The sequence below is a fragment of the Pseudomonas sp. NPDC087697 genome, from assembly GCF_044743155.1.
GTDB lineage: Bacteria > Pseudomonadota > Gammaproteobacteria > Pseudomonadales > Pseudomonadaceae > Aquipseudomonas.
Map to the genome: position 1 here is coordinate 31602 of NZ_JBIUVW010000035.1, position 22188 is coordinate 53789.

Consider the following 22188-nt stretch of genomic DNA (forward strand, 5'->3'; position numbering starts at 1 on the left):
AAGAAAACCCCTCCTGCCGGACTGATGCGCAGTCCTGAGGAGGGGTTTGGTCAACGTGTTTCAAAAAGCGCTCCAAGAGGGCGCTTTTTCATGCCCGGCTCAGACGACGAATTGCTCGGCGTAATGGCAGGCCACCTGACGGCTGTCGAGCTGGCGCAGGGCTGGCTCTTCTTTGCTGCACAGTTCAGTGGCGTACGGGCAGCGCTTGTGGAAAGCACAGCCGGACGGCGGGTTCAGCGGGTTCGGCAGTTCGCCGACGATCTTGATTTTCGGCTTGCTCGGATCCGGATGGATCGTCGGCGTGGCCGACAGCAGGGCCTGGGTGTACGGGTGCAGAGGACGGGTGTAGATGTCTTCTTTCGGGCCCATTTCCACCGGACGGCCGAGGTACATCACCAACACCTGATCGGCGACGTGACGCACCACCGCCAGGTTGTGGGAGATGAATACGTAGGCGGTGTTGAACTCTTGTTGAAGATCCATGAACAGGTTCAGCACCTGAGCCTGAATCGACACGTCCAGCGCCGAGGTCGGTTCGTCCGCGACCAGCACTTTGGGTTGCAGCATCATGGCGCGTGCCAGGGCGATCCGCTGGCGCTGACCGCCCGAGAACATGTGCGGATAACGCTGGTAATGCTCAGGGCGTAAGCCGACCTGCTTCATCATCGCCTGGACTTTTTCGCGGCGTTCGGCCGCGGAAAGCTTGGTGTTGATCAGCAGAGGCTCGGCCAGTTGGTCACCGATTTTCTGCCGTGGGTTCAACGAGGCGTAAGGGCTCTGGAACACCATCTGCACGTCTTTGCGCAGTTGTTTGCGTTCGGCCTTGTTAGCTCCGGTGACTTCTTGCCCGGCGATTTTCAAGGAGCCCGAAGACGGCTCTTCGATCAGCGTCAGGGCGCGAGCCAGGGTCGACTTGCCGCAGCCGGATTCGCCTACGACTGCGAGGGTCTTGCCGGCTTCGAGTTCGAACGACACGCCATTGAGCGCGCGTACCAGCGCGGTGCCTTTGAACAGGCCGCGGGAGACTTCGTAGTGACGGGTCAGGTCACGGGCGGTGAGAACGACGGCCATTACGCCACCTCCTGATTCAAAGGATAGAAGCAGCGGGCGAGGCTGTTGCTTTTCGGGTCCAGGCCTGGACGTTGTTGACGGCAGTTGTCTTGCACGTACGGGCAGCGCGGCGACAGCAGGCAGCCTTGCGGACGGTCATAACGGCCGGGAACGATGCCTGGTAGCGTGGCCAGACGCGCTGAACCCAGGCTGTGCTCAGGAATGGCCTTGAGCAGTGCTTCGCTGTACGGGTGCGCCGGAATGTCGAACAACTGCGGTACCTGACCGACTTCTACCGCTTGGCCGGCGTACATCACGCACACGCGCTGAGCGGTTTCGGCCACCACGGCGAGGTCGTGAGTGATCAGCACCAGACCCATGTTCTGCTCTTTTTGCAGCGCCAGCAGCAGGTCCATGATCTGCGCCTGAATCGTCACGTCCAACGCGGTGGTCGGTTCGTCGGCGATCAGCAGTTTCGGTTCGCCGGCAATCGCCATGGCAATCGCCACGCGTTGGCTCATACCGCCGGAGAGTTGATGCGGATAGGCATCCATACGGCTTGCGGCGCCCGGGATTTCGACTTTTTCCAGCAGCTCGATGGCGCGCTTGCGGGCGGCCTTGCTGGACATTTTCAGGTGCAGACGCAGCACTTCTTCGATCTGGAAACCGACGGTATAGCTCGGGTTCAGTGCGGTCATCGGGTCCTGGAAGACCATGGCCAGGTCTTTGCCGACGATTTGCCGACGCTGACGGTTGCTGAGCTTGAGCATGTTCTTGCCGTCGAAATTCAGAGCGTCAGCGGTGACGATGCCTGGATGTTCGATCAGGCCCATCAGCGCCATCATGGTCACGGACTTGCCGGACCCCGACTCGCCAACGATGGCCAGGACTTCGCCTTTGTCCACGGAAATGTCGAGGCCATCGACCACCGGAACGGCGTTCTTGTCGCCGAAGCGAACGTTGAGATTCTTGATTTCTAACAGTGACATTTGAATCTCCTCAGGCGGCGTTCTTGAGTTTCGGGTCCAGCGCATCGCGCAGGCCGTCGCCCATCAAGTTGATTGCCAGCACGCTGAGCAAAATGGTCAAACCAGGCAGGCTGACGACCCACCAGGCGCGTTCGATGTAGTCGCGAGCCGAAGCCAGCATGGTGCCCCACTCAGGGGTTGGCGGTTGTACGCCAAGGCCGAGGAAGCCCAGTGCCGCGGCATCGAGAATCGCCGAGGAGAAGCTCAGGGTCGCCTGAACGATCAGTGGTGCCATGCAGTTGGGCAGCACAGTGACGAACATCAGACGTGGCAGACCGGCACCGGCCAGGCGTGCGGCGGTCACGTAGTCGCGGTTCAGTTCGCCCATCACCGCGGCGCGGGTCAGACGAACATAGGACGGCAACGAAACCACGGCGATGGCGATAATGGTGTTGATCAGGCCAGGGCCGAGGATGGCGACGATCGCCACAGCCAGCAGCAGGGATGGCAGGGCCAGCATGATGTCCATCAGACGCATGATGGTCGGGCCAAGCAGGCGCGGGAAGAACCCGGCGAACAGACCCAGCAGGATCCCCGGAATCAGCGACATGACCACCGACGACAAGCCGATCAGCAAGGACAGGCGCGAACCGTGGATCAGGCGTGACAGCAGATCACGACCCAGTTCATCGGTGCCGAGCAGGTATTGCATCTGCCCACCTGACAGCCAGGCTGGGGGGGTCAGCAGGAAATCGCGGAATTGCTCGCTCGGGTTATGCGGAGCAACCCACGGGGCGAAAATCGCGCAAAAAATCACCAGCAGCATGAACAACAGGCCGGCGACGGCACCCTTGTTCTTGGAGAAGGCTTGCCAGAACTCTTTGTACGGCGACGGATAAAGCAGGCTTTGGTCGACTGCTACGGAGGTCGTTGGAGTACTCATGCGTAGGGTCTCAGCGCTGGTGACGGATGCGTGGGTTTGCGAAGCCATAAAGAATATCCACTACAAAGTTGACCAGAATCACCAGGCAGGCGATTAACAGAATTCCGTTTTGCACCACTGGGTAGTCCCGGGCGCCAATGGCTTCGATCAGCCATTTGCCGATACCGGGCCACGAGAAGATGGTTTCGGTCAGAACCGCACCGGCCAGCAATGTGCCGACTTGCAGACCGACCACGGTCAGTACCGGGATCAAGGCGTTGCGCAGGCCGTGCACGAACACCACGCGCGACGGCGACAGGCCTTTGGCCCGGGCGGTGCGGATGTAGTCTTCACGCAGGACTTCGAGCATCGAGGAACGGGTCATCCGGGCGATCACCGCCAGCGGGATGGTGCCGAGCACGATGGCCGGAAGAATCAGGTGGTGCAGGGCATCGAAGAACGCACCGGTGTCATGGGCCAGCAGGGTGTCGATGAGCATGAAGCCGGTTCTCGGCTCGATGTCGTACAGCAGGTCGATCCGCCCGGACACCGGGGTCAAGCCCAGGGAGACCGAGAAGAACATGATGAGGATCAGGCCCCACCAGAAGATCGGCATCGAATATCCCGCAAGGGAGATGCCCATGACCCCATGGTCGAACAGGGATCCTCGCTTCAGCGCCGCGATCACCCCGGCCAATAGACCGAGAACGCCGGCGAACAGCAGGGCCGCCGAGGACAGTTCCAGGGTCGCGGGGAACAGCGAGGTGAACTCGGTCCATACGCTTTCACGGGTACGCAGGGATTCACCCAGGTCACCGTGGGCCAGTTTGCCGATGTAGTCCAGGTATTGGGCGTACAGCGGTTTGTTCAGACCAAGGCGTTCCATTGCCTGAGCATGCATTTCGGGATCGACCCGACGTTCTCCCATCATGACTTCCACGGGGTCGCCGGGAATCATGCGAATCAACGCGAAAGTCAGCAAGGTGATGCCGAAGAACGTGGGGATCAATAATCCCAATCGGCGGGCAATAAAACTAAACATCTTCTGGTGTACCTCATCAGCCGGTTAGGCGTTCCCGGCAGCGTTGGGGTCAACGTTGCCGGGCGTTTTCTTATCTACTTCACTTGGGTGGTAGCGAAGTTGTTAGTGGTCAGAGGGCTAATGTGATAACCCTCGACGTTCTTGCGCATGGCCGTAAACATTCTGGTGTGCGCCATGCTGATCCATGGCTGGTCCTGGTGGAATATCTCCTGGGCCTGTTCATAGAGTGCTGTGCGTTCGGCCGGGTTTACTTTAGCTCGGGCTTCATCGATCAGCGTCTGGAATTTCTCATTGCACCAGCGGGCGTAGTTTTCGCCGTTTTTGGCCGCCTCGCAACTGAGCATAGGCGTCAGGAAATTATCCGGGTCGCCGTTATCGCCCGCCCATCCGGCAGACACCATATCGTGTTCGCCGTTTTTTGCGCGTTTGAGCATTTCGCCCCATTCCATGACGCGAATGTCGAGCTTGATCCCGACCTTGGCCAGGTCCGATTGCATCATCTGTGCGCCGAGCATCGGGTTCGGGTTGGTCGGGCCGCCACCGTTACGGGTGAACAGGGTGAGCACGGTGCCTTCTGGCACGTCGGCTTCCTTGAGCAGGGCGCGAGCCTTGTCCAGGTCACGTTTGGGGTTTTGCAGGGTCTTGTTGTAACCCAGCAAGGTCGGTGGGTACGGGTTCACTGCTACCGAGGCATTGCCTTTGCCGAACAGCGCATTGACGTAGGCTTCCTTGTCGAACGCGATATCGATGGCTTTACGTACCCGCACGTCGCTCATGTACTTGTGGGAGGTGTTCATGGCGATGTACGAGACGGTCATCGCGTCCAGTTCATCGACGCTCAGGTTGGTGTCTTTCTTGATGCTCGGAATGTCATCCGGCTTGGGGTAAAGCGCGACCTGGCACTCGTTGGCCTTGAGCTTTTGCAGGCGTACGTTGTTGTCGGTGGCGATGGCCAGAATCAGCGAGTCAGCTGGCGGCTTGCCACGGAAGTACTCCGGGTTGGCCTTGAAGCGGACCTGAGCATCCTTGGCATAACGCTGGAAGATGAACGGACCGGTACCGATCGGCTTGTTGTTCAGGTCACCGGTCTTGTCGGCCTTGAGCAACTGGTCGGCGTACTCGGCGGAGTAGATCGAGGAGAAGGCCATGGCGACGTCCGCCAGGAATGGCGCTTCGCGGCGGGTCAGGGTGAACTTGACCGTGTTGTCGTCGACCTTCTCGACATTTTTGAGCAGCTCTTTGAAACCCATGCTTTCAAAGTACGGGAAGCCCACGCTCGACTTGGTGTGCCACGGGTGGTTCGGGTCCAGCTGACGCTGGAAGCTCCAGACCACGTCGTCGGCATTCATGTCGCGGGTCGGCTTGAAGTAATCGGTGGTGTGAAACTTGACGCCTTTGCGCAGGTGGAACGTGTAGGTCAGACCGTCCTCGCTGATGTCCCAGGAGTCGGCCAGTGCCGGAATCACTTCAGTGGTACCGGGTTTGAAGTCCACCAGGCGGTTGAAGATGGTTTCGGCCACCGCATCGGCTGTGACTGCAGTCGTGTACTGGACCATATCGAAGCCTTCCGGGCTGGCTTCGGTACAGACCACCAAGGGTTTGGCCAAGGCGCCGACAGCGACACTCAGCAGCGCGGCGGCGATGGCCGCTCGTAGGGGAAGCATTTTCATCAAGAGCCCTCTGCAATCGGTTGAACTGGAAAGAGCCAGACGGCCGACTCGTCATGAGTCAGCCGTTTGGCAGCGTTTTTACAGAATGTTGAATGGAACGGTGGTGACCAGACGGAACTCGTTGATGCTGCCGTCAACCTGGTTTTCGCTCGCACGGTGTGCGGTGTAAGTCGCGCGAATCTTGGTGGCCTTGAGCGGGCCGCTTTGCACGGCGTACGTAGCACCAATGCCGTATTCGTAGTGGTGTTCGCCGTCCATCGCCAGCACGCTGTTGTAGGCGCCGCCTTTGTAGTGAGTACCGTCGATACCCCAGCCACGAGCCTGGTAGATGTTGAACTTCAGGCCCGGCACGCCGTATTCCGCCATGTTCAGACCATAGGCGACCTGGAAGGACTTCTCGTTCGGGCCGTTGAAGTCCGACAGCAGGGAGTTGGCCAGGTAGATACCGTTGGTTTCGTGCAGGTAGTCGAAGTACTCGTCACCGACAATTTGCTGCCAGGAGAACGTCAGGCTGTGGGCCTGGTGGGTCAGGCCGAACGACAGGGAGTACGCATCGTTGTCGATCTTGCCGAGTTTGCTTTTGCCCGTGTCCTTGGTTTTGTAGTAGTTCAGGTCGCTGGTCAGGCTCAGCACCGAGCTATCGCCCAATACGTGGTTGGCGCCAAAGTAGTACTGGTTCCACATGTCCTCGGCCTGGGTGGCCCACAGGCTGGTTTTCACGCTGGTGAACGGCTGGTAAGTGATACCCGCGGTGTTCACGTGATCGACTTCGATGATGCTGTCGGAGTATTCGGAACGGAATTTACGCTGGCTCTCTTCGGTACGCGGAGAGTTGCGATCGAACGTGGCCAGGTCGAAGGCCAGGTTGTTCAGCTCTTCGCTGTGGATCGCCACACCTTCGAAGCTCGAAGGCAGGGCACGGTTACCGATCACATCGACCATCGGGCTGCTGAAGTTCTGGCGGCCAGCAGTCAGGGTGGTGTTGGAGACGCGAGCCTTGACGTTGGCCAGGCCCAGTTTGCTCCACTGGTCTTGGGCGTCACCGCCTTCTTTGGTCAGGGTACGGTTGTTGCCTGCGCCTGGACGAGAGCCCGGTGCGCCACCGTTGTTGGACGCCAGATCCTTGTGATCACGATCCAGTGCGACGGCGTTGTAGGCGGCCACTTCGGTGCTGATTCCGACGGTGCCCTGAGTGAAGCCGGAGTTGTAGTTGACGATAGTGCCCTGAACCCAGTTGATACGGCGGTCGGTTGGCGTCGCCACACCATCTTTGCGGTAGGTGAACTTGCCACCACGATGCAGTTGTTCGTTGGCGTACCAGTTACGAGTACTGCCGTCGATTTTCTGACCTTCGACGAAGCCTGTTGCGCCGGCTTGTGCGCTGCTGGTTTTGACCGTAACCGGGTTGAAATCCTGGCTCTGGGTTTCTGCGTAAGCCGTGGCGGTGACGCTGCTGATGGCCAAGGCCAATAACGCGGTGCTGCTCAGTTTCATGGGTGAAGCTCCTGTCTTTCTTTTATTAATGCCGGTCTTTTTTTGTGATCCGGCTATTTGGTTTAGAACTCATTCACGCATTGCAAACGTTTGCCTATGGCTTGTTCGCCGAATTCAGGCAACACCTTTGCGCGAGGGCAAAATCGCCCTCAGGGTTTTGGCTATTCAGTTATTGGTCGATGCTGACACCCGAGAACACGTTACGGCCGAAGGGGCTGACCTTGAATCCTTCGACTTTGGCGCTCAACGGCTGGTTGACCGTCGAGTGGGCGACAGGGGTGATTGGCACTTGCTGCTTGAGCAATTGCTGAGCCTGTTTGTAGAGCACCGTGCGTTGCTCACGGTCGGTGACGATCTTGGCCTGCTTGATCAGCTTGTCGTATTGCGGGTCACACCACATGGAGTAGTTGTTGCCGCCAATCGCGTCGCAGCTGTACAGGGTGCCCAGCCAGTTGTCCGGGTCCCCATTGTCGCCGGTCCAGCCGATCAGGCTGACGTCGTGCTCGCCATTCTTGGTGCGCTTGATGTACTCGCCCCACTCGTAGCTGACGATCTTCACTTTCAGGCCGATTTTCGCCCAGTCTGACTGAAGCATCTCAGCCATCAGCTTGGCGTTCGGGTTGTACGGACGTTGCACAGGCATCGCCCATAGAGTGATCTCGGTGCCTTCCTTGACCCCGGCGGCCTTGAGCAATTCCTTGGCTTTTTCCGGGTTGTAAGTGGCGTCTTTGATAGTTTCGTCGTACGACCACTGGGTCGGTGGCATGGCGTTGACCGCCAGTTGTCCCGCGCCCTGGTACACGGCCTTGAGGATCCCTTGTTTGTTCACCGCCATGTCCAGCGCCTGGCGTACTTCGAGCTGGTCGAAGGGTTTATGCCGCACGTTGTAGGCGATGTAGCCAAGGTTGAAGCCGGGCTTTTCGATGAGTTGCAGCGTGGGGTCGTTTTTCAGCGCTTCGACATCGGCCGGGCGTGGGTGCAGGGTGATCTGGCATTCGTTTTTCTTGAGCTTCTGCACACGCACCGACGCGTCGGTATTGATGGCGAAAATCAGTTGGTCGAGCTTGACCCGGCTTGGGTCCCAGTACTGTTTGTTGCCGGTGTAACGGATGTTGGAATCTTTCTGGTAGCTCTTGAACACGAACGGCCCGGTGCCGATCGGCTTCTGGTTGATCTCGCTCGGCTTGCCGGATGCGAGCAACTGGTCGGCGTATTCGGCGGAGAGAATCGAGGCGAAACTCATGGCGACGTTCTGAATGAACGCGGCGTCTACCGAGTTCAGGGTCATGACCACGGTCAACGGCCCGGTCTTCTCGACCTTGGCGATGTTCTTGTTCAGGCTCATCCCGTTGAAGTACGGAAACTCGGTCGGGTAAGCCTTACGGAATGGATGCTCGGCATCGAGCATGCGATTGAAGGTGAACAACACGTCGTCGGCGTTGAAATCGCGGCTCGGCGTGAAGTACTTGGTGGTGTGAAATTTCACCCCTTCGCGCAGGTGGAACGTGTACTTGAGACCATCCTCGGAAATATCCCAACTGGTGGCCAACCCCGGTACGACACTGGTGGCGCCTTTTTCGAACTCGGCCAGTCGGTTGTACAGCGGTTCGGCGGCATCGTTGTCGGTCGCAGTGGTGTACTGCGCGGAGTCGAAGCCCGCGGGGCTGCCCTCGGAGCAAAACACCAGGCTGTTATTGGCGGCCTGACTGACAGACGTGGCGGCCAACAGACCGGTGCCCAGCAATGCGGATAAAACCAAGGTATGGCGCATGACGCTCCCTCTTTTTTTAGGTGTAACAGTGAGCCGTCGTCCCGTCCGGAGACGTGCAGGTATCACTGAATCAAAGCCATGGGGTCAGCAGTTGCCAGCCGCAGCGACAGCACGACCGGACCTCGACGGTAGGGGTCGAAGATCAGGTGGTAAAGGCGTAGGGCCTGAAAAACAGGTAGGAAAAGGCGACACGTCCTAAACCCGCTGCAGTAGTCCGCAGTGGTTTGGGAAGTAGGCGAATTCCAGCTGTCTTGGCAGATAGCGCAACGGCGACGTCAAGGACGTCGCCGTTGCAAAGCCTTACTTGCTGACGCTGACGCCGTAGAAGGAGTTCAAGCCAAACGGGCTGATCTTGAAGTCCTGCACGGAGTTGCGCATGGGTTGATACACCGTCGAGTGCGCGATAGGTGTCATCGGGACTGCATCTTTGAGGAGGTGTTGCGCCTGCTTGTACAGCTCGGTGCGTTTAGCCTGGTCCGGGGTGGACTTGGCTTGTTTGATCAGGGCGTCGTACGGCTTGTCGCACCATTTCGAGAAGTTGTTGCCGTTCATGGCATCGCAGCCGAACAGAGTGCCGAGCCAGTTGTCCGGGTCACCATTGTCACCGCTCCAGCCGATGATCATCGCCTGGTTCTCGCCGCCTTTGGAACGTTTGATGTACTCGCCCCATTCGTAGCTGACGATGTTGACCTTCAGGCCGATCTTGGCCCAGTCGGACTGCAGCATTTCAGCCATCAGCTTGGCGTTCGGGTTGTACGGACGCTGAACCGGCATGGCCCACAGGGTGATCTCGGTGCCCGGCTTGATGCCGGCTTCCTTGAGCAGTTCCTTGGCTTTCTCAGGATCGTACTTGGCATCCTTGATGGTGGTGTCGTAGGACCACTGCGTTGGCGGCATGGCGTTGACCGCCAATTGACCAGCGCCCTGGTAAACCGAATCGATGATCTGCGGCTTGTTCACCGCCATGTCCAGCGCTTCACGGACCTTGAGGTTGGCCAATGGGTTGGCGTCGGTACGGCCTTTGAGCACCGGCATCACGTTGTAGGCGATATAGCCCAGGTTGAAACCGGCCTGGTGCGGCAGCTTCAGGTCTTTGTCTTCACCCAGGGCCTTGAGGTCGGCCGGACGCGGGAAGAGGGTGACCTGGCATTCGTTTTTCTTGAGCTTCTGGATACGCACCGACGGGTCGGTAGTGATGGCGAAGATCAGGTTGTCGATCTTGACGTCTTCAGGCTTCCAGTAGTCCTTGTTACCCGTGTAACGGATGTTGGAGTCTTTCTGGTAGCTCTTGAACACGAACGGGCCAGTGCCGATCGGCTTCTGGTTGATGTCACCCGGTTTGCCTTCCTTGAGCAGCTTGGCGGCGTACTCGGCGGACTGGATAGACGCGAAGCTCATGGCCATGTTCTGGATGAACGCGGCGTCTACGGTGTTCAGGACAAACTTGACGGTGTGGTCATCGACCTTCTCGACCTTGGTGATGTTGGTATCCATGCCCATGTCGGTGAAGTACGGGAATTCGGTCGGGTACGCTTTGCGGAACGGGTCATCCTTGTTAATCATGCGATTAAAGGTGAACAGCACGTCGTCGGCGTTGAAATCACGAGTCGGGGTGAAATACGGGGTGGTATGGAACTTCACACCTTGACGCAGGTGGAAGGTGTACTCCTTCACGTCCGGGGAAATGTCCCAGCTGGTGGCCAGGCCAGGAACAACGGCGGTGCCGCCGCGCTCGAACTGGGTCAGGCGGTTGAACATGGTTTCTGCAGAGGCGTCGAAGTCGGTTCCGGTGGTGTACTGACCAGGATCAAAACCGGCCGGGCTCCCTTCGGAGCAAAACACCAGGTTAGTCGCCGCTTGGGCGAAAGGTGCGCTAGCTAACAAGCTTGCGCCGACTAAAAACGGAATGACCGCGTGTTTAAGCATGGTGGCCTCATGATTTGTTGTCATTTTTGGAATTAGAGGACGACCTCGTGAGTCGACCTGCGGATACTTATGCAGGGCCCGTACCCAATGCAAGATGCCGAACGGCTACAAGCCTTAAACAGTGGAACGAACGTACCTTAATGTCGCATATGTATAAATGTTGACGCATTTGACAGTTTGCGGTCGTTTTTTTCGGTGCAAGCGACGCACCGCAGAGGGGCGGCCGGGGCGATTGGCGCACCCGGCCAGGGCGCGGTGTTACTTATTTATACCCACGCCATAAAAGGGTGTGAGGCCGAACGGGCTGATCTTGAAGTCCACGACTTCCTTGCGCAGCGGCTGGAACACCGTCGAGTTCGCAATCGGCGTGATAGGCACCTGCTGTTTAAGGATTTGCTGTGCCTGCTGGTACAGATTGACCCGTTGCTGTTTGTCAGTGGACACCTTGGCCTGCTGGATCAATTTGTCGTAAGCCGGGTCGCACCACTTGGCGTAGTTGCTACCTTTCACTGCGGCGCAGCTGTAGAGCACGCCCAGCCAGTTATCCGGGTCACCGTTGTCGCCGGTCCAGCCATAGATCATCGCGTCGTGCTCGCCGTTTTTGGCGCGCTTGATGTACTCGCCCCATTCATAGCTGACGATGTTGGCCGTGATGCCGACCTTGGCCCAGTCCTGCTGGATCATTTGCGCCGACATCCGCGCGTTCGGGTTGGACGCACGCTGCACGGTCATCGCCCATAAATTGATGGTGGTACCGGGTGCAACCCCTGCTTCTTTTAGTAGCGCGCGAGCTTTGGTCGGGTCGTAGGGGGCGTCCTTGATGTTCGGGTCATAAGACCATTGCGCCGGTGGCAGGGCGTTCTGCGCCAGTTGCCCGGCGCTTTGATAGACGGCCTTGATGATCGCGGGCTTGTCGATTGCCATGTCCAGCGCCTGGCGAACCTTGAGCTGATCCAGCGGCGGGTGGGTCACGTTGTAGGCCAGGAAGCCAAGGTTGAAACCGGCTTGTTTGAGTACCCGCAGGTTCGGGTCCTGCTCCATTACTTCGATGTCGGCCGGGCGCGGGTAACCGCTGACCTGGCACTCGCCGGTCTTGAGCTTTTGCAGGCGCACGGCGGCGTCCGGGGTGATCGAGAAAATCAGGTTGTCGAGTTTCACGTCCTCGGGTTTCCAATAGGCGCGGTTGGCGCTGTAGCGGATCTGCGAGTCCTTCTGATAACGCTTGAACACAAATGGCCCGGTGCCGACCGGCTTCTGGTTTAGGTCAGAGGCTTTGCCCTCTTTGAGCAACTGCGCGGCGTACTCGGCGGACTGGATCGAAGCGAAGCTCATCGCCAGGTTCTGCACAAACGCGGCGTCAATGTTGTTCAGGCTGAAGCGCACGGTGTGCTCGTCGACCTTGTCGACACTTCTGATCGTGGTGTTCAGGTCCATGTCGGTGAAGTACGGCGACTCGGCGGGGTAGGCCTTGCGAAAGGCATTCTCGGGGTCGAGCAAGCGCTGGAAGGTGAACAGCACATCGTCCGCATTGAAATCGCGGCTCGGCGTGAAGTAGTCGGTGGTGTGAAACTTCACCCCGTCGCGCAGGTGGAAGGTGTAGGTCAGGCCGTCGCTTGCGACCTCCCAACTCGTCGCGAGCCCCGGCTCGACTTCGGTGCCGCCGCGTTTGAATTGGGTCAGACGGTTGAACACCGTTTCGGCCGACGCATCGAAATCCGTGCCACTGGTGTACTGGCTGGGGTCGAACCCGGCAGGGCTGGCTTCGGAGCAGTAGACCAGGGTGGTCGTGGCCTGGGCGAATGGGGCGATGGTGGCGAGGGTGAGGGCAAGCAGAAGTGGTTTTACGGTGGTTCTTTCCATGGAGTCCCCGAGGGCTTGGCAGCGGCTTTTTCCCGAGAGTAGCGTTGTTGATGGGGGACGCGGAAATATCCGTTTGTTAGGGGGACCCCTCTGTTTGGGCATACACAGCGGGTTATTGGCCTTGTAGCGGGACAGCCTCATCGGTATCGACACATCTCTGATGACCGCCAAGTCTCTCGTAGGAGCTGCCGCAGGCTGCGATCTTTTTGGCATCTGCAAGGACGCCAAAGATCAAAAGATCGCAGCCTGCGGCAGCTCCTACAGGTGATCTGCGCGGATTACGGCATCAACACTTCAATCGAGCCATCGGCGGTCATGCTGACCTGGCTGGTGCCGGCTTCGACTTCCGGCTTGTCGGCCGGTCAACGCACAGCTGATTCCATGACGTATCGGACGAACCATAGTGTTATCCAGCCCGCCATTAGCCAAAGCAGGCTGATATTGGGAATATGAACCCAATTCCTGAGGCTCCTTGGCAGGTCTTTGACGTCATCGAGGGCGGGTGGGTCCTCGCGGTGATAGCGCTTCGGTCGGGTAATCAAACCGTTTATCCGGGACAGCCTGTACAGGCGCCCAATCGGATCGTTGCCTAAACATTGTCGATTAATGCTCACCAATTGTGACCGAGTGAATTTTTGCTCGATTTCTTCGAGTTTGAAAAAGGCAACGTAAAGCAGAATGGTCAGATTGAGCAAAATGAGCATTAGAAAGCCGCCAGATACTAGGTTAAGCACCAGCTCTAGTCTGGTCATTGAGTTGTGAGCTCATAGAGCGCCTCACCGAGTATTTCGGCCTCATGGCCAGCCCCATTGCCTACGATACTTGCGGTGGAACCGGCCACTATGAGTGCGCAGACAACGCCGCCGACGCCAAGTGTTTCAACTCCGACTGCTGCACAAAGACCGTATTTCATTAGTTGTGTCGAGACGATGCCCGCCGCCACACCGCCCCCAACGGTTCCCAGCAATTTTCCACCCTCAGTAAACTTCACTTTTCGACACTCCCTCTCTGTGCCTGTACGGCACACCTCGTCGATCCTCATACCTGCTGCCCCGGTTGCCAAACCGATGCCTAGATAACCGCCGGCCTTCATATATTTCGCTGCCCGTGCCACGCCCTCGATATTCGTTGCATAGCCTGGCATTTGTGTCGGCGCTCCCGCCTTGTTCCAATGATGAATCGTTCGGCGAGACGACAACCTCAATGCGCGTTTGAGCTTGGGATGATCCGGTATGCCAGTACCTTTGCGCACCAAAGGCCCAAGACTGGCGTTCAGCTTGGCCATCATGCGTTTGCGTTGGGCAAAGAACTCTGCGGAACGCAAGTGACCGTACTGACGGTAGTGCTGTTGATGCAGTTCCTCCAGATTTTTAAGGGTTGTTTTCAGGTTCTCCAGATGCTGGCCAACCATGAACGAGGCCACACCCAGCGACCCAGCCGAGACCTCAAGAAACGGTTCGATCACTTCATGGTGCTCGACCATGAACGCCGCTTCTTCGTCGCTCAGATCCTTGAGTGCTTCATTGACCTTTTCAGCCGCGATCGTCATTTGGGCCTCTTCGCGGTGGCACAGGTAATGCCGAGAATCGCTGAAGATCACCATTTGCCCGGGCTTTACCATCTGGCCCAAATGCCGGTTGAGCGAGCGAAAGTCTTTTAGTAGCGCTGGTGAGGGTGGATTTTCGTACAGCGAACGCTCCAGAGCTTCACGGCTCATGGGGTGCTGGATGATGTGAAACCCCGATTCGACCGGTTTGGGCAGGGTGAATGCGTGGTCCTCGACCAGATGCTGTGCCGGTAGTGGTTCGGGTTTTGGCTTGAACGCGTTCCATGAGGCGCCGCCGTTATCGGGGGCGATGCGCGGCGTCACCATCACCCAGTCGCCGCTGCTGACGGCGTCGATGAGTTTTTTCTGATGGGCCGCCTGCATGTAGTTGGAGCGATTGGCGCCGACTGCATTCAACAAATCGTCGAAGCCTTGCAGGCTGTCTGGATAGCTCAGCGCCTGCTGCAGGTCGTAGGTCGCCTGGCTGTTGTCGAGCACCCGGCCGCGCTGGCCGGCGAGTTGGCTTTTGGGGATGAGTTTGGCCACGTCCGCGTCCCGTTCTGTGGAAACGGGCGACTGTGGCGAGTGGACTCAGGAAACGATGCCGGGCGATTCGGTGAAGCGTGTAGGGATGATCCGATTCGTTGGCATGTCGACATTAACGTTTACAACACCAGCGACTCCTACAAAAAGCGCTGTCAGCCGAGGGCGTGAGGGCGATTGTTCCGACGAGTTGTGGCGGTTGCGCTGGGTTTGGGGCTGCGCCTAACTTTTGGCGGTCGCTGCAAAATCAGCGATCAGGTGTGGAAACCTGGAATCTCAGTAGGCGTATAGCCTCACCACCGCATTCGTTGCCGATGTATTCTCTCGTCGGCAAGAAAAGCGTCATGGCGGCTGTGCGTGGGCAGACTTCGGTCTGACCGGGGTCCTACTGTCCCGTTTTCCACCCCACGTATAGCTGCCACCTATTTGCCGTGTGGAAATGGCAAAGGATGGCTCCCATTTGCGAGTAAGGAGCATCTGCATGGACAAGTTAATTCCCGATCCCCCCGCCTCAGACGACGTTTCCCCCTACCAATCCCTCGATTCCAAAAAGCTTCACGATGCAGCCCACCGGGCACTGGATCACTACCTGAAACCGACGCTCGCCAAACTGCGCTTCAGTGATTTGCGTTCTGATCGATTATTCAGCGTCGCCCCTGATGTGGGCACTGAAAGCCTGTTGGCCAACGCCTCGGAAGATCTTGCGTCGGTGAAAGTCATGGCCGCCGACCTGGCGTTCGAGATCGAAGGTTCGCGGCGCAATGTAGCGCTGGCGATTTGTCGACTGGTCGATGGGGTGCAGTTGCTGGTGGACAGGGCGCTGGATGATTTTGATGTTCCGGAGCCTGCGGAGTACCAGGTCAAGTAGGGCGGGATGATCGTTCCCACGCAGAGCGTGGGAACGATCGAGCGAGCACTTTCGGCGTTACGGCATCAACACTTCAATCGAGCCATCGGCGGTCATGCTGACCTTGCTGGTACCGGCTTCGACATCCGGGGTGACCGGTGCCGCATCCATGCTCGCGGCTTTCATCATCATTGGCGCGCGCAGGTAAGGCTGTGGAAAACCGTTGCTGTTGAGGTTCAGGTTGACGATTTTGTAACCCTTGCCGCCCAGTGCATCGGTGGCCAGTTGGGCGCGGGCCTTGAAGGCGCCGACGGCTTCTTTGAGCAGCGCGTCTTCGCTGGTCTTGCGGGTCGGGGTGGCAATGGCGAAGTCCATGCCGCCCATTTTCAGGTCGATCAGCAGTTCGCCGGTGAGCTTGGACAGCGCGGCGAAGTTCGAGCTTTCCAGGCGCAGTTCGGCGCGCTCACGCCAGCCGGTGATTTTCTGACCCTTGTTGTCGTAGATCGGGTAGCTGTTGCGGCTGCCCTGACGCAGGGTGATGTCCTTGACCTGTTTGGCCTGGCCCAGCGCCTTGTTCATAGTGGTGCTGATATCGGTGGCGAGTTTGGCCGGGTCGGTGTTTTGTTCTTCGGTGTAGAGGGTCACGATCATCAGGTCGCGGGCCACTTCCTGGCTGACTTCGGCGCGCAGGGAAATCTGGTTGTAGTGAAGCTCGTCCGCGGCCAGAGCCGGGAGGCTGGCCAGGGTGCCGGCACTGAGGGCGAGAAGGGCGGCGCTGCGGCGCAATGTGTTCATGGAAACTCCTTGAGTGCGATCAGCAGGTGTTGGGTCCGAACCTGCTTGAAACCATCAGACTCTAGCTTCTATTGTCGGGTTCACCCGGTTACAACTTCTATACAGTTGGTCCGGGTTGAGGCTGTGGCGCTTTGCCGCACTTTTGCCTGTCGGGCCCCCCGCTTGGTTATACTCGACGCGATCCGCCTGGAGCGCTCATCAGGAGAGCTCATGCTCGCCCCCGTACAACTGCTTTCCGCGACTCGCCAGAATCTCTGGCGACTGACGTTCATCCGCACCCTGGTGCTGGCCGCCCAGGCCGGTTCGGTGGGGCTCGCCTACTGGTTCAACTTGCTGCCACTGCCATGGTTTCAACTGGCGGCGACCCTTGGCTGCTCGATGTTGCTGTGTGCCTTTACCGCGATCCGCTTGCGCACCTCGTGGCCGGTGACCGAGCTCGAATACGCCGTGCAACTGGCCTGTGACCTGTTTATCCACAGTGCGCTGCTGTATTTCTCCGGCGGTTCGACCAATCCGTTCGTTTCCTATTACCTGGTGCCGCTGACCATCGCCGCCGTCACACTGCCGTGGCGCTACTCGGTGATCCTCTCCGGCATCGCGCTGGCGATGTACACCTTGTTGCTGGCGCAGTTTTACCCACTGGAAACGTTCCCGATGTACCGGGAAAAGATGCAGATCTACGGCATGTGGCTGAGTTTTGCCCTGGCCGCTGCGGTAATTACCTTCTTCGCCGCGCGGATGGCCGAAGAGCTGCGCCGCCAGGAGGAACTGCGAGCGATTCGCCGTGAAGAAGGCCTTCGTGACCAGCAACTGCTGGCCGTTGCGACCCAGGCCGCCGGTGCCGCCCACGAATTGGGTACGCCGTTGGCGACCATGAGCGTGCTACTCAAGGAAATGCAGCAGGACCATCACGACCCGTTGCTGCAAGATGACTTGAGGGTGCTGCAGGATCAGGTGAAGCTCTGCAAACAGACCTTGCAGCAGCTGGTTCGCGCCGCTGAAGCCAATCGTCGGCTGGCGGTGGAGATGCAGGCCGTCAGCGTCTGGCTCGATGAAGCCCTCAACCGCTGGCACCTGATGCGTCCCGAAGCGACCTATCGCTTGCGGCGCCTGGGGCTAGGCGATGAACCGCGTTTGGCGCCGCCGCCGGACCTGACCCAAGCCCTGTTGAACTTACTGAACAACGCCGCCGATGCCTGCCCCGAAGGGCTGGAAGTGACGCTGAACTGGGATGCCTTCGAGCTGACCATCAGCATTCGCGACCATGGCGCCGGTGTGCCGCTGGCGATTGCCGAGCAGATCGGCAAACCGTTTTTTACCACCAAGGGCAAAGGTTTCGGCCTGGGCCTGTTTTTGAGCAAGGCCAGCGTGACACGCGCTGGCGGCTCAGTGAAACTCTACAGTCATGAGGAAGGCGGTACGCTCACCGAGCTGCGCCTGCCCCGTGTCGCCCGAGGAGACGAACATGAGTGACGAGATTCAAGTCGAAGGCGAAGACCTGCCGCATTTGTTGCTGGTAGACGACGACGCAACCTTCACCCGCGTCATGGCCCGCGCCATGAGCCGCCGTGGCTTTCGGGTCAGCACCGCAGGCTCTGCCGAAGAAGGCCTGACTATCGCTCAGGCCGATCTGCCTGACTTTGCCGCTCTGGACCTGAAGATGGACGGCGATTCGGGCCTGGTGCTGCTGCCCAAGTTGCTCGAACTCGACCCGGAAATGCGCGTGGTGATCCTCACCGGTTACTCGAGCATTGCCACCGCCGTCGAGGCGATCAAGCGCGGCGCCTGTAACTACCTGTGCAAACCGGCGGACGCCGACGACGTGTTGGCGGCGCTGCTTTCCGAGCACGCCGACCTCGACACCCTGGTGCCGGAAAACCCGATGTCGGTGGACCGCCTGCAATGGGAACACATCCAGCGCGTGCTGACCGAACACGAAGGCAACATCTCCGCGACTGCCCGCGCCTTGGGCATGCACCGGCGCACTCTGCAGCGCAAACTGCAGAAGCGTCCCGTTCGCCGTTGAGCTGATGTTGTTTGAGGGAAAGGCTAAAAAGCGACACTCGATTGAGTGTCGCTTTTTAGCCTCATAAAGCTTTACGGCAAGATACGGACTTTCAACGTATGAGAGGGGGTTTCATTTCCCTGATCTATCACGTAGTACTGGAATTCGATTTCTCTATGTAAGTGTGGCTTCAAGTATTCTTCTACGGACATCTGGGCACTCGTGTGAGCAGAGGGGTGCACAGGAGAGGATTTCCAGTTAGCCGGAGGGTCAGCTTTTAGAATCGTGGCTTTGAATATAACGTCGGCACCCACTGGCCATACAGACAGTGGTGTGCTTATTTCTGTTGTTTTGCCTAATTGGCTGACGTAAAACGCTCCTTGTATTGCATTTTTGGCAATCGGGGTTCCGATAGAAGCCTTGGTTTCATTGCTCATTGGAATAACTCCTTTCATTCATTGATTTTCAGCGCGTTGTTACCCTGACACCTCGCAATGGCGGCGCTAGTGGTGTGAGCCGATTAAATGCAATCCGATACATCGCGGCTACTGTCAGATCTGACAGTGCCGACCAGCGGTAGGCGACCCACCGAAGGGAAGCGTGCGCTACCACCCGGCACTGCCACGATCGGGTTCGTCACTGAACCGGTGCTGAACAATTGTTGTCACACAGCGTTACAATCACCGCCGATCATCTATGATCGGTTCGTGCCTGTTCTTTTCTTTATCGAGTCTGAACCATGAATCAGAACGCTGAATATTCCGCGGTCAACGACGCTGTGCGCGGGCAGTTTTTTCGCCGTGTCTGGCAACTCACCTCGCCTTATTGGCGTAGTGAGGAAAAGGGCAAGGCCTGGGTGTTGCTGATCGCAGTGATAGGGCTGTCGTTGTTCAGCGTTGGTATTTCGGTCTGGATGAACAATTGGTACAAAGACTTCTATAACGCTTTGCAACAGAAAGACGGGACCGCGTTCTGGAGCCTGATCCTGTATTTCTGCGGGATTGCTGCGGTGGCCATTTTGGGGGCTGTGTATCGTCTTTACCTGACTCAGATGCTGACCATCAGTTGGCGGCGCTGGTTGACCGAGCAGCACTTCAATCGTTGGCTCGATCACAAGAACTATTATCAGATGGAGTCTGGCGGGCATACCGATAACCCGGACCAGCGACTGAGCGAAGACCTCAAAAACTTCACTAGCGATACCTTGGGCTTGACGTTGGGGTTGTTTCGGACGGTGGTCAGTCTGGTGTCCTTTTCGATCATTCTCTGGGGGGTGTCGGGCAGTCTCGAAGTATTCGGTATCAACATTCCCGGCTACATGTTTTGGTGTGCCTTCCTGTATGCAGCGATCGGCAGTTGGTTGACCCGAGTGATCGGTAGCAGTTTGATCCCGCTAAACAATCAACAACAACGTTTCGAAGCCGACATGCGTTTTTCTTTGGTCCGGGTGCGCGAGAATGCTGAAAGCATTGCCTTGTATGACGGCGAGAATAATGAAAACCAACGCTTGAGCGCACGCTTCGGCAAGGTATGGACCAACTACTGGGCGCTGATGCGGGTGACGAAACGCCTGACGTTCTTTACTGCCGGGTACTCGCAGATCGCGATTGTGTTCCCCTTTATGGTCGCGGCGCCGCGTTATTTCGCCGACAAGATCCAGTTGGGCGAGCTGATGCAAATCAACTCTGCATTCAGCAATGTGCAGGAAAACTTCAGTTGGTTTATCGATGCCTACGCGTCCATCGCAGTCTGGAAAGCCACTTGTGACCGTTTGGTGAGCTTCCGTCAGGCCATGCTCGACAATGAAAGTCGTGCTCCGGCAATTGATGTGCAGAGCCACGGTGATACGCTGGCGGTGCATAATCTGAGTCTGAACCTGGCCGACGGTCGTCATTTGCTGACCAACGCCAACATGACCGTGGAGCAAGGCGACCGGCTGATGCTCAGTGGTCGTTCCGGCAGTGGCAAAAGTACTTTGCTGCGGGCGATGGGCGGGCTCTGGCCAGCGGGGCACGGCAATATTCGAGTGCCGGCTGCGCGCTATCTGTTCCTGCCGCAAAAGCCGTATCTGCCGATTGGCAGCCTGTGTGAAGCCCTGAGTTATCCACTGTCCGGCGACACCTACCCGCACGAGCGCTATGTGCAGGTGCTGGAAACCTGCCGCTTGCCGCACCTGGTGTCACGTCTCGACGAAGCCAATCACTGGCAGCGTCTGCTGTCACCGGGTGAGCAGCAACGTCTGGCGTTTGCCCGTGCGCTGCTCTACGCGCCGCAATGGCTGTACATGGACGAAGCGACTTCGGCGATGGACGAAGAAGATGAGGCGTCGCTGTATCAGGCGCTGATCGATCACTTGCCGGGCTTGAGCATCGTCAGCGTCGGCCATCGCAGCAGCCTGAAACGCTTCCATCCACGGCATGTGCGTATCGACAACGGGCATCTGCTGGAGCAGACAGTCACCGCCTAGCACTACCCTTGTAGGAGCTGCCGCAGGCTGCGATCTTTTGTCTTTAAAAGATCAGATCAAAAGATCGCAGCCTGCGGCAGCTCCTACGTCGGGGGGTGTAGCTTGACAGTGATCGTACAACCGGCCTGCGCTATGATGCGTTCTCAACCGTTTGCTTGAGATAGACGTTCACCATGGAAAACCCGATCGACGCCCCTCGTCTTCCCCGCAAGCGCCGCAGCCTCGCGCAGGAACTGGTGACGGTGCTGTCCGAACAGATTCGCGACGGCATGCTCAAGCGTGGCGACAAGTTGCCCACCGAGTCGGCGATCATGGAAGCCCATGGCGTCAGCCGCACCGTGGTGCGCGAAGCGATCTCGCGTTTGCAGGCGGCAGGACAGGTTGAAACCCGTCACGGCATCGGCACGTTTGTGCTCGACACGCCGAGCCCGAGCGGCTTTCGCATCGATCCGGCCACCGTGGTGACCCTGCGTGATGTGCTGGCGATTCTGGAACTGCGCATCAGCCTGGAAGTGGAGTCCGCAGGCCTTGCCGCACAACGTCGCAGCCCCGAGCAACTGGCCTTGATGCGCGCGGCACTGGATGCCTTGAACGAAAGCGCAGCCCACGCAGGCGATGCGGTGGCGTCGGACTTCCAGTTCCATCTGCAGATTGCCCTGGCCACCGGCAACCGCTACTTCACCGACATCATGACCCACCTGGGCACCAGCATCATTCCTCGTACCCGGCTCAATTCCGCACGCCTGGCCCATGACGATCAGCAGCATTACATGAGTCGTCTGGCCCGCGAGCACGAAGAAATCTATGAGGCGATTGCCCGCCAGGATTCGGACGCAGCCCGCGCAGCCATGCGCCTGCACCTGACCAACAGCCGAGAACGGCTGCGCCATGCCCATGAAGAGGCAGAGGCGCAGCGCGGGTAGGTTTTGGAGGTCCAGGCGCAAGAAATTTTTCGCCTGGCAGACTGCTTTCGCGAGCAAGCCCGCTCCCACATTTGATCTTTGTCGTACACAGAATTTGAGTACAACGTCGATCTAGTGTGGGAGCGGGCTTGCTCGCGAAAGGGCCGGCAGCTATCTCGCAGTAACCTCAGGCATTCCTCAGGATCGAGCGATCCACCCTCACCGCCAGTTGCCCGGCTCCGGGCTTGGCGTTAAACGCTGCATTCCCCTTGTCATCCACAGTCGCCTGAGCAACCGGCACACCATTGGAAAGCAATTCCAGCGGCGCGCCGTTAAGGGATTGGCCCGAGGCCAGTTCGAGTTTCAGGTTGATGGTCATC

General features: G+C 58.4%; 19 protein-coding genes. 5 read left to right on the forward strand and 14 right to left on the reverse strand.

Translation table 11 applies throughout. The features are described from left to right. Nucleotides 1-99: 99 nt before the first annotated feature. The 11 genes from ACIPIN_RS21050 to ACIPIN_RS21100 all read right to left on the reverse strand — a co-directional run bounded on the left by ACIPIN_RS21050 (nt 100) and on the right by ACIPIN_RS21100 (nt 14795). Nucleotides 100-1071, reverse strand: a complete 972-nt coding sequence (locus ACIPIN_RS21050; RefSeq protein WP_401121663.1) for a peptide ABC transporter ATP-binding protein — start codon at nt 1069-1071, stop codon at nt 100-102. Then, a complete protein-coding gene (locus ACIPIN_RS21055) occupies nt 1071-2039 on the reverse strand; it encodes an ABC transporter ATP-binding protein (protein WP_401121664.1) in 969 nt (322 codons plus the stop codon). Before ACIPIN_RS21055 ends, ACIPIN_RS21050 begins: the two co-directional genes overlap by 1 nt. 10 nt (nt 2040-2049) lie before the next feature. Beyond that, complete coding sequence (locus tag ACIPIN_RS21060) at nt 2050-2961, reverse strand: ABC transporter permease subunit (protein WP_262115865.1); 912 nt, start codon at nt 2959-2961, stop codon at nt 2050-2052. A gap of 10 nt (nt 2962-2971) precedes the next feature. Further along, on the reverse strand, nt 2972-3982 hold the full coding sequence (locus ACIPIN_RS21065) for an ABC transporter permease subunit (protein ID WP_262115866.1): 1011 nt from the start codon (nt 3980-3982) through the stop codon (nt 2972-2974). Between the two features lie 74 nt (nt 3983-4056). After that, nucleotides 4057-5652: an ABC transporter substrate-binding protein gene (locus ACIPIN_RS21070; protein WP_401121667.1), complete on the reverse strand. Its 1596-nt coding sequence runs from the start codon at nt 5650-5652 to the stop codon at nt 4057-4059. Nucleotides 5653-5730: 78 nt separating this feature from the next. Then, nucleotides 5731-7146, reverse strand: coding sequence for an OprD family porin (locus ACIPIN_RS21075; protein ID WP_401121670.1), 1416 nt, complete (start codon nt 7144-7146; stop codon nt 5731-5733). 169 nt (nt 7147-7315) lie between these two features. After that, nucleotides 7316-8917 (reverse strand): ABC transporter substrate-binding protein, encoded by a 1602-nt coding sequence (locus tag ACIPIN_RS21080; protein ID WP_401121672.1) that lies wholly within the window; start codon nt 8915-8917, stop codon nt 7316-7318. A 300-nt stretch (nt 8918-9217) separates the two neighbouring features. Further along, nucleotides 9218-10843, reverse strand: coding sequence for an ABC transporter substrate-binding protein (locus tag ACIPIN_RS21085; protein ID WP_401121674.1), 1626 nt, complete (start codon nt 10841-10843; stop codon nt 9218-9220). Between the two features lie 258 nt (nt 10844-11101). Next, the gene (locus ACIPIN_RS21090; protein ID WP_401121676.1) at nt 11102-12703 is read right to left on the reverse strand and encodes an ABC transporter substrate-binding protein; all 1602 of its coding nucleotides are present in this window, start codon (nt 12701-12703) and stop codon (nt 11102-11104) included. A 362-nt stretch (nt 12704-13065) separates the two neighbouring features. Then, entirely contained in the window at nt 13066-13455 is a 390-nt protein-coding gene (locus ACIPIN_RS21095; RefSeq protein ID WP_401121678.1) for a hypothetical protein, read from the reverse strand. Further along, a complete protein-coding gene (locus tag ACIPIN_RS21100) occupies nt 13452-14795 on the reverse strand; it encodes a hypothetical protein (protein WP_401121680.1) in 1344 nt (447 codons plus the stop codon). Before ACIPIN_RS21100 ends, ACIPIN_RS21095 begins: the two co-directional genes overlap by 4 nt. A 478-nt stretch (nt 14796-15273) precedes the next feature. Here ACIPIN_RS21100 and ACIPIN_RS21105 point away from each other — a divergent pair, with 478 nt between their 5' ends. Next, nucleotides 15274-15660, forward strand: a complete 387-nt coding sequence (locus ACIPIN_RS21105) for a DUF6124 family protein (RefSeq protein WP_262115874.1) — start codon at nt 15274-15276, stop codon at nt 15658-15660. A gap of 57 nt (nt 15661-15717) precedes the next feature. On the opposite strand, the gene ACIPIN_RS21110 is transcribed toward ACIPIN_RS21105, so the two are convergent. Continuing rightward, a complete protein-coding gene (locus tag ACIPIN_RS21110; protein WP_401121683.1) occupies nt 15718-16434 on the reverse strand; it encodes an SIMPL domain-containing protein in 717 nt (238 codons plus the stop codon). Between the two features lie 210 nt (nt 16435-16644). Here ACIPIN_RS21110 and ACIPIN_RS21115 point away from each other — a divergent pair, with 210 nt between their 5' ends. Together ACIPIN_RS21115 and ACIPIN_RS21120 are read left to right on the forward strand one after the other, a co-directional pair. Next, the gene (locus tag ACIPIN_RS21115; protein WP_401121686.1) at nt 16645-17907 is read left to right on the forward strand and encodes an ATP-binding protein; all 1263 of its coding nucleotides are present in this window, start codon (nt 16645-16647) and stop codon (nt 17905-17907) included. Beyond that, complete coding sequence (locus ACIPIN_RS21120; RefSeq protein ID WP_103315781.1) at nt 17900-18460, forward strand: response regulator transcription factor; 561 nt, start codon at nt 17900-17902, stop codon at nt 18458-18460. Before ACIPIN_RS21115 ends, ACIPIN_RS21120 begins: the two co-directional genes overlap by 8 nt. A gap of 71 nt (nt 18461-18531) precedes the next feature. On the opposite strand, the gene ACIPIN_RS21125 is transcribed toward ACIPIN_RS21120, so the two are convergent. Next, nucleotides 18532-18876 (reverse strand): hypothetical protein, encoded by a 345-nt coding sequence (locus tag ACIPIN_RS21125; RefSeq protein WP_401121688.1) that lies wholly within the window; start codon nt 18874-18876, stop codon nt 18532-18534. A 302-nt stretch (nt 18877-19178) separates the two neighbouring features. Between ACIPIN_RS21125 and ACIPIN_RS21130 the strand changes: the two genes are divergently transcribed. Both ACIPIN_RS21130 and ACIPIN_RS21135 read left to right on the forward strand, forming a co-directional pair. Continuing rightward, nucleotides 19179-20906 carry an ABC transporter ATP-binding protein/permease gene (locus ACIPIN_RS21130; RefSeq protein ID WP_401121690.1) on the forward strand — a complete coding sequence of 576 codons (1728 nt, stop codon included), beginning with the start codon at nt 19179-19181 and terminating at the stop codon, nt 20904-20906. A 173-nt stretch (nt 20907-21079) separates the two neighbouring features. Then, nucleotides 21080-21829 (forward strand): FadR/GntR family transcriptional regulator, encoded by a 750-nt coding sequence (locus tag ACIPIN_RS21135; protein WP_401121693.1) that lies wholly within the window; start codon nt 21080-21082, stop codon nt 21827-21829. Nucleotides 21830-21995: 166 nt separating this feature from the next. On the opposite strand, the gene ACIPIN_RS21140 is transcribed toward ACIPIN_RS21135, so the two are convergent. Next, entirely contained in the window at nt 21996-22187 is a 192-nt protein-coding gene (locus ACIPIN_RS21140) for a hypothetical protein (protein ID WP_401121695.1), read from the reverse strand. Nucleotide 22188 lies beyond the last annotated feature (1 nt).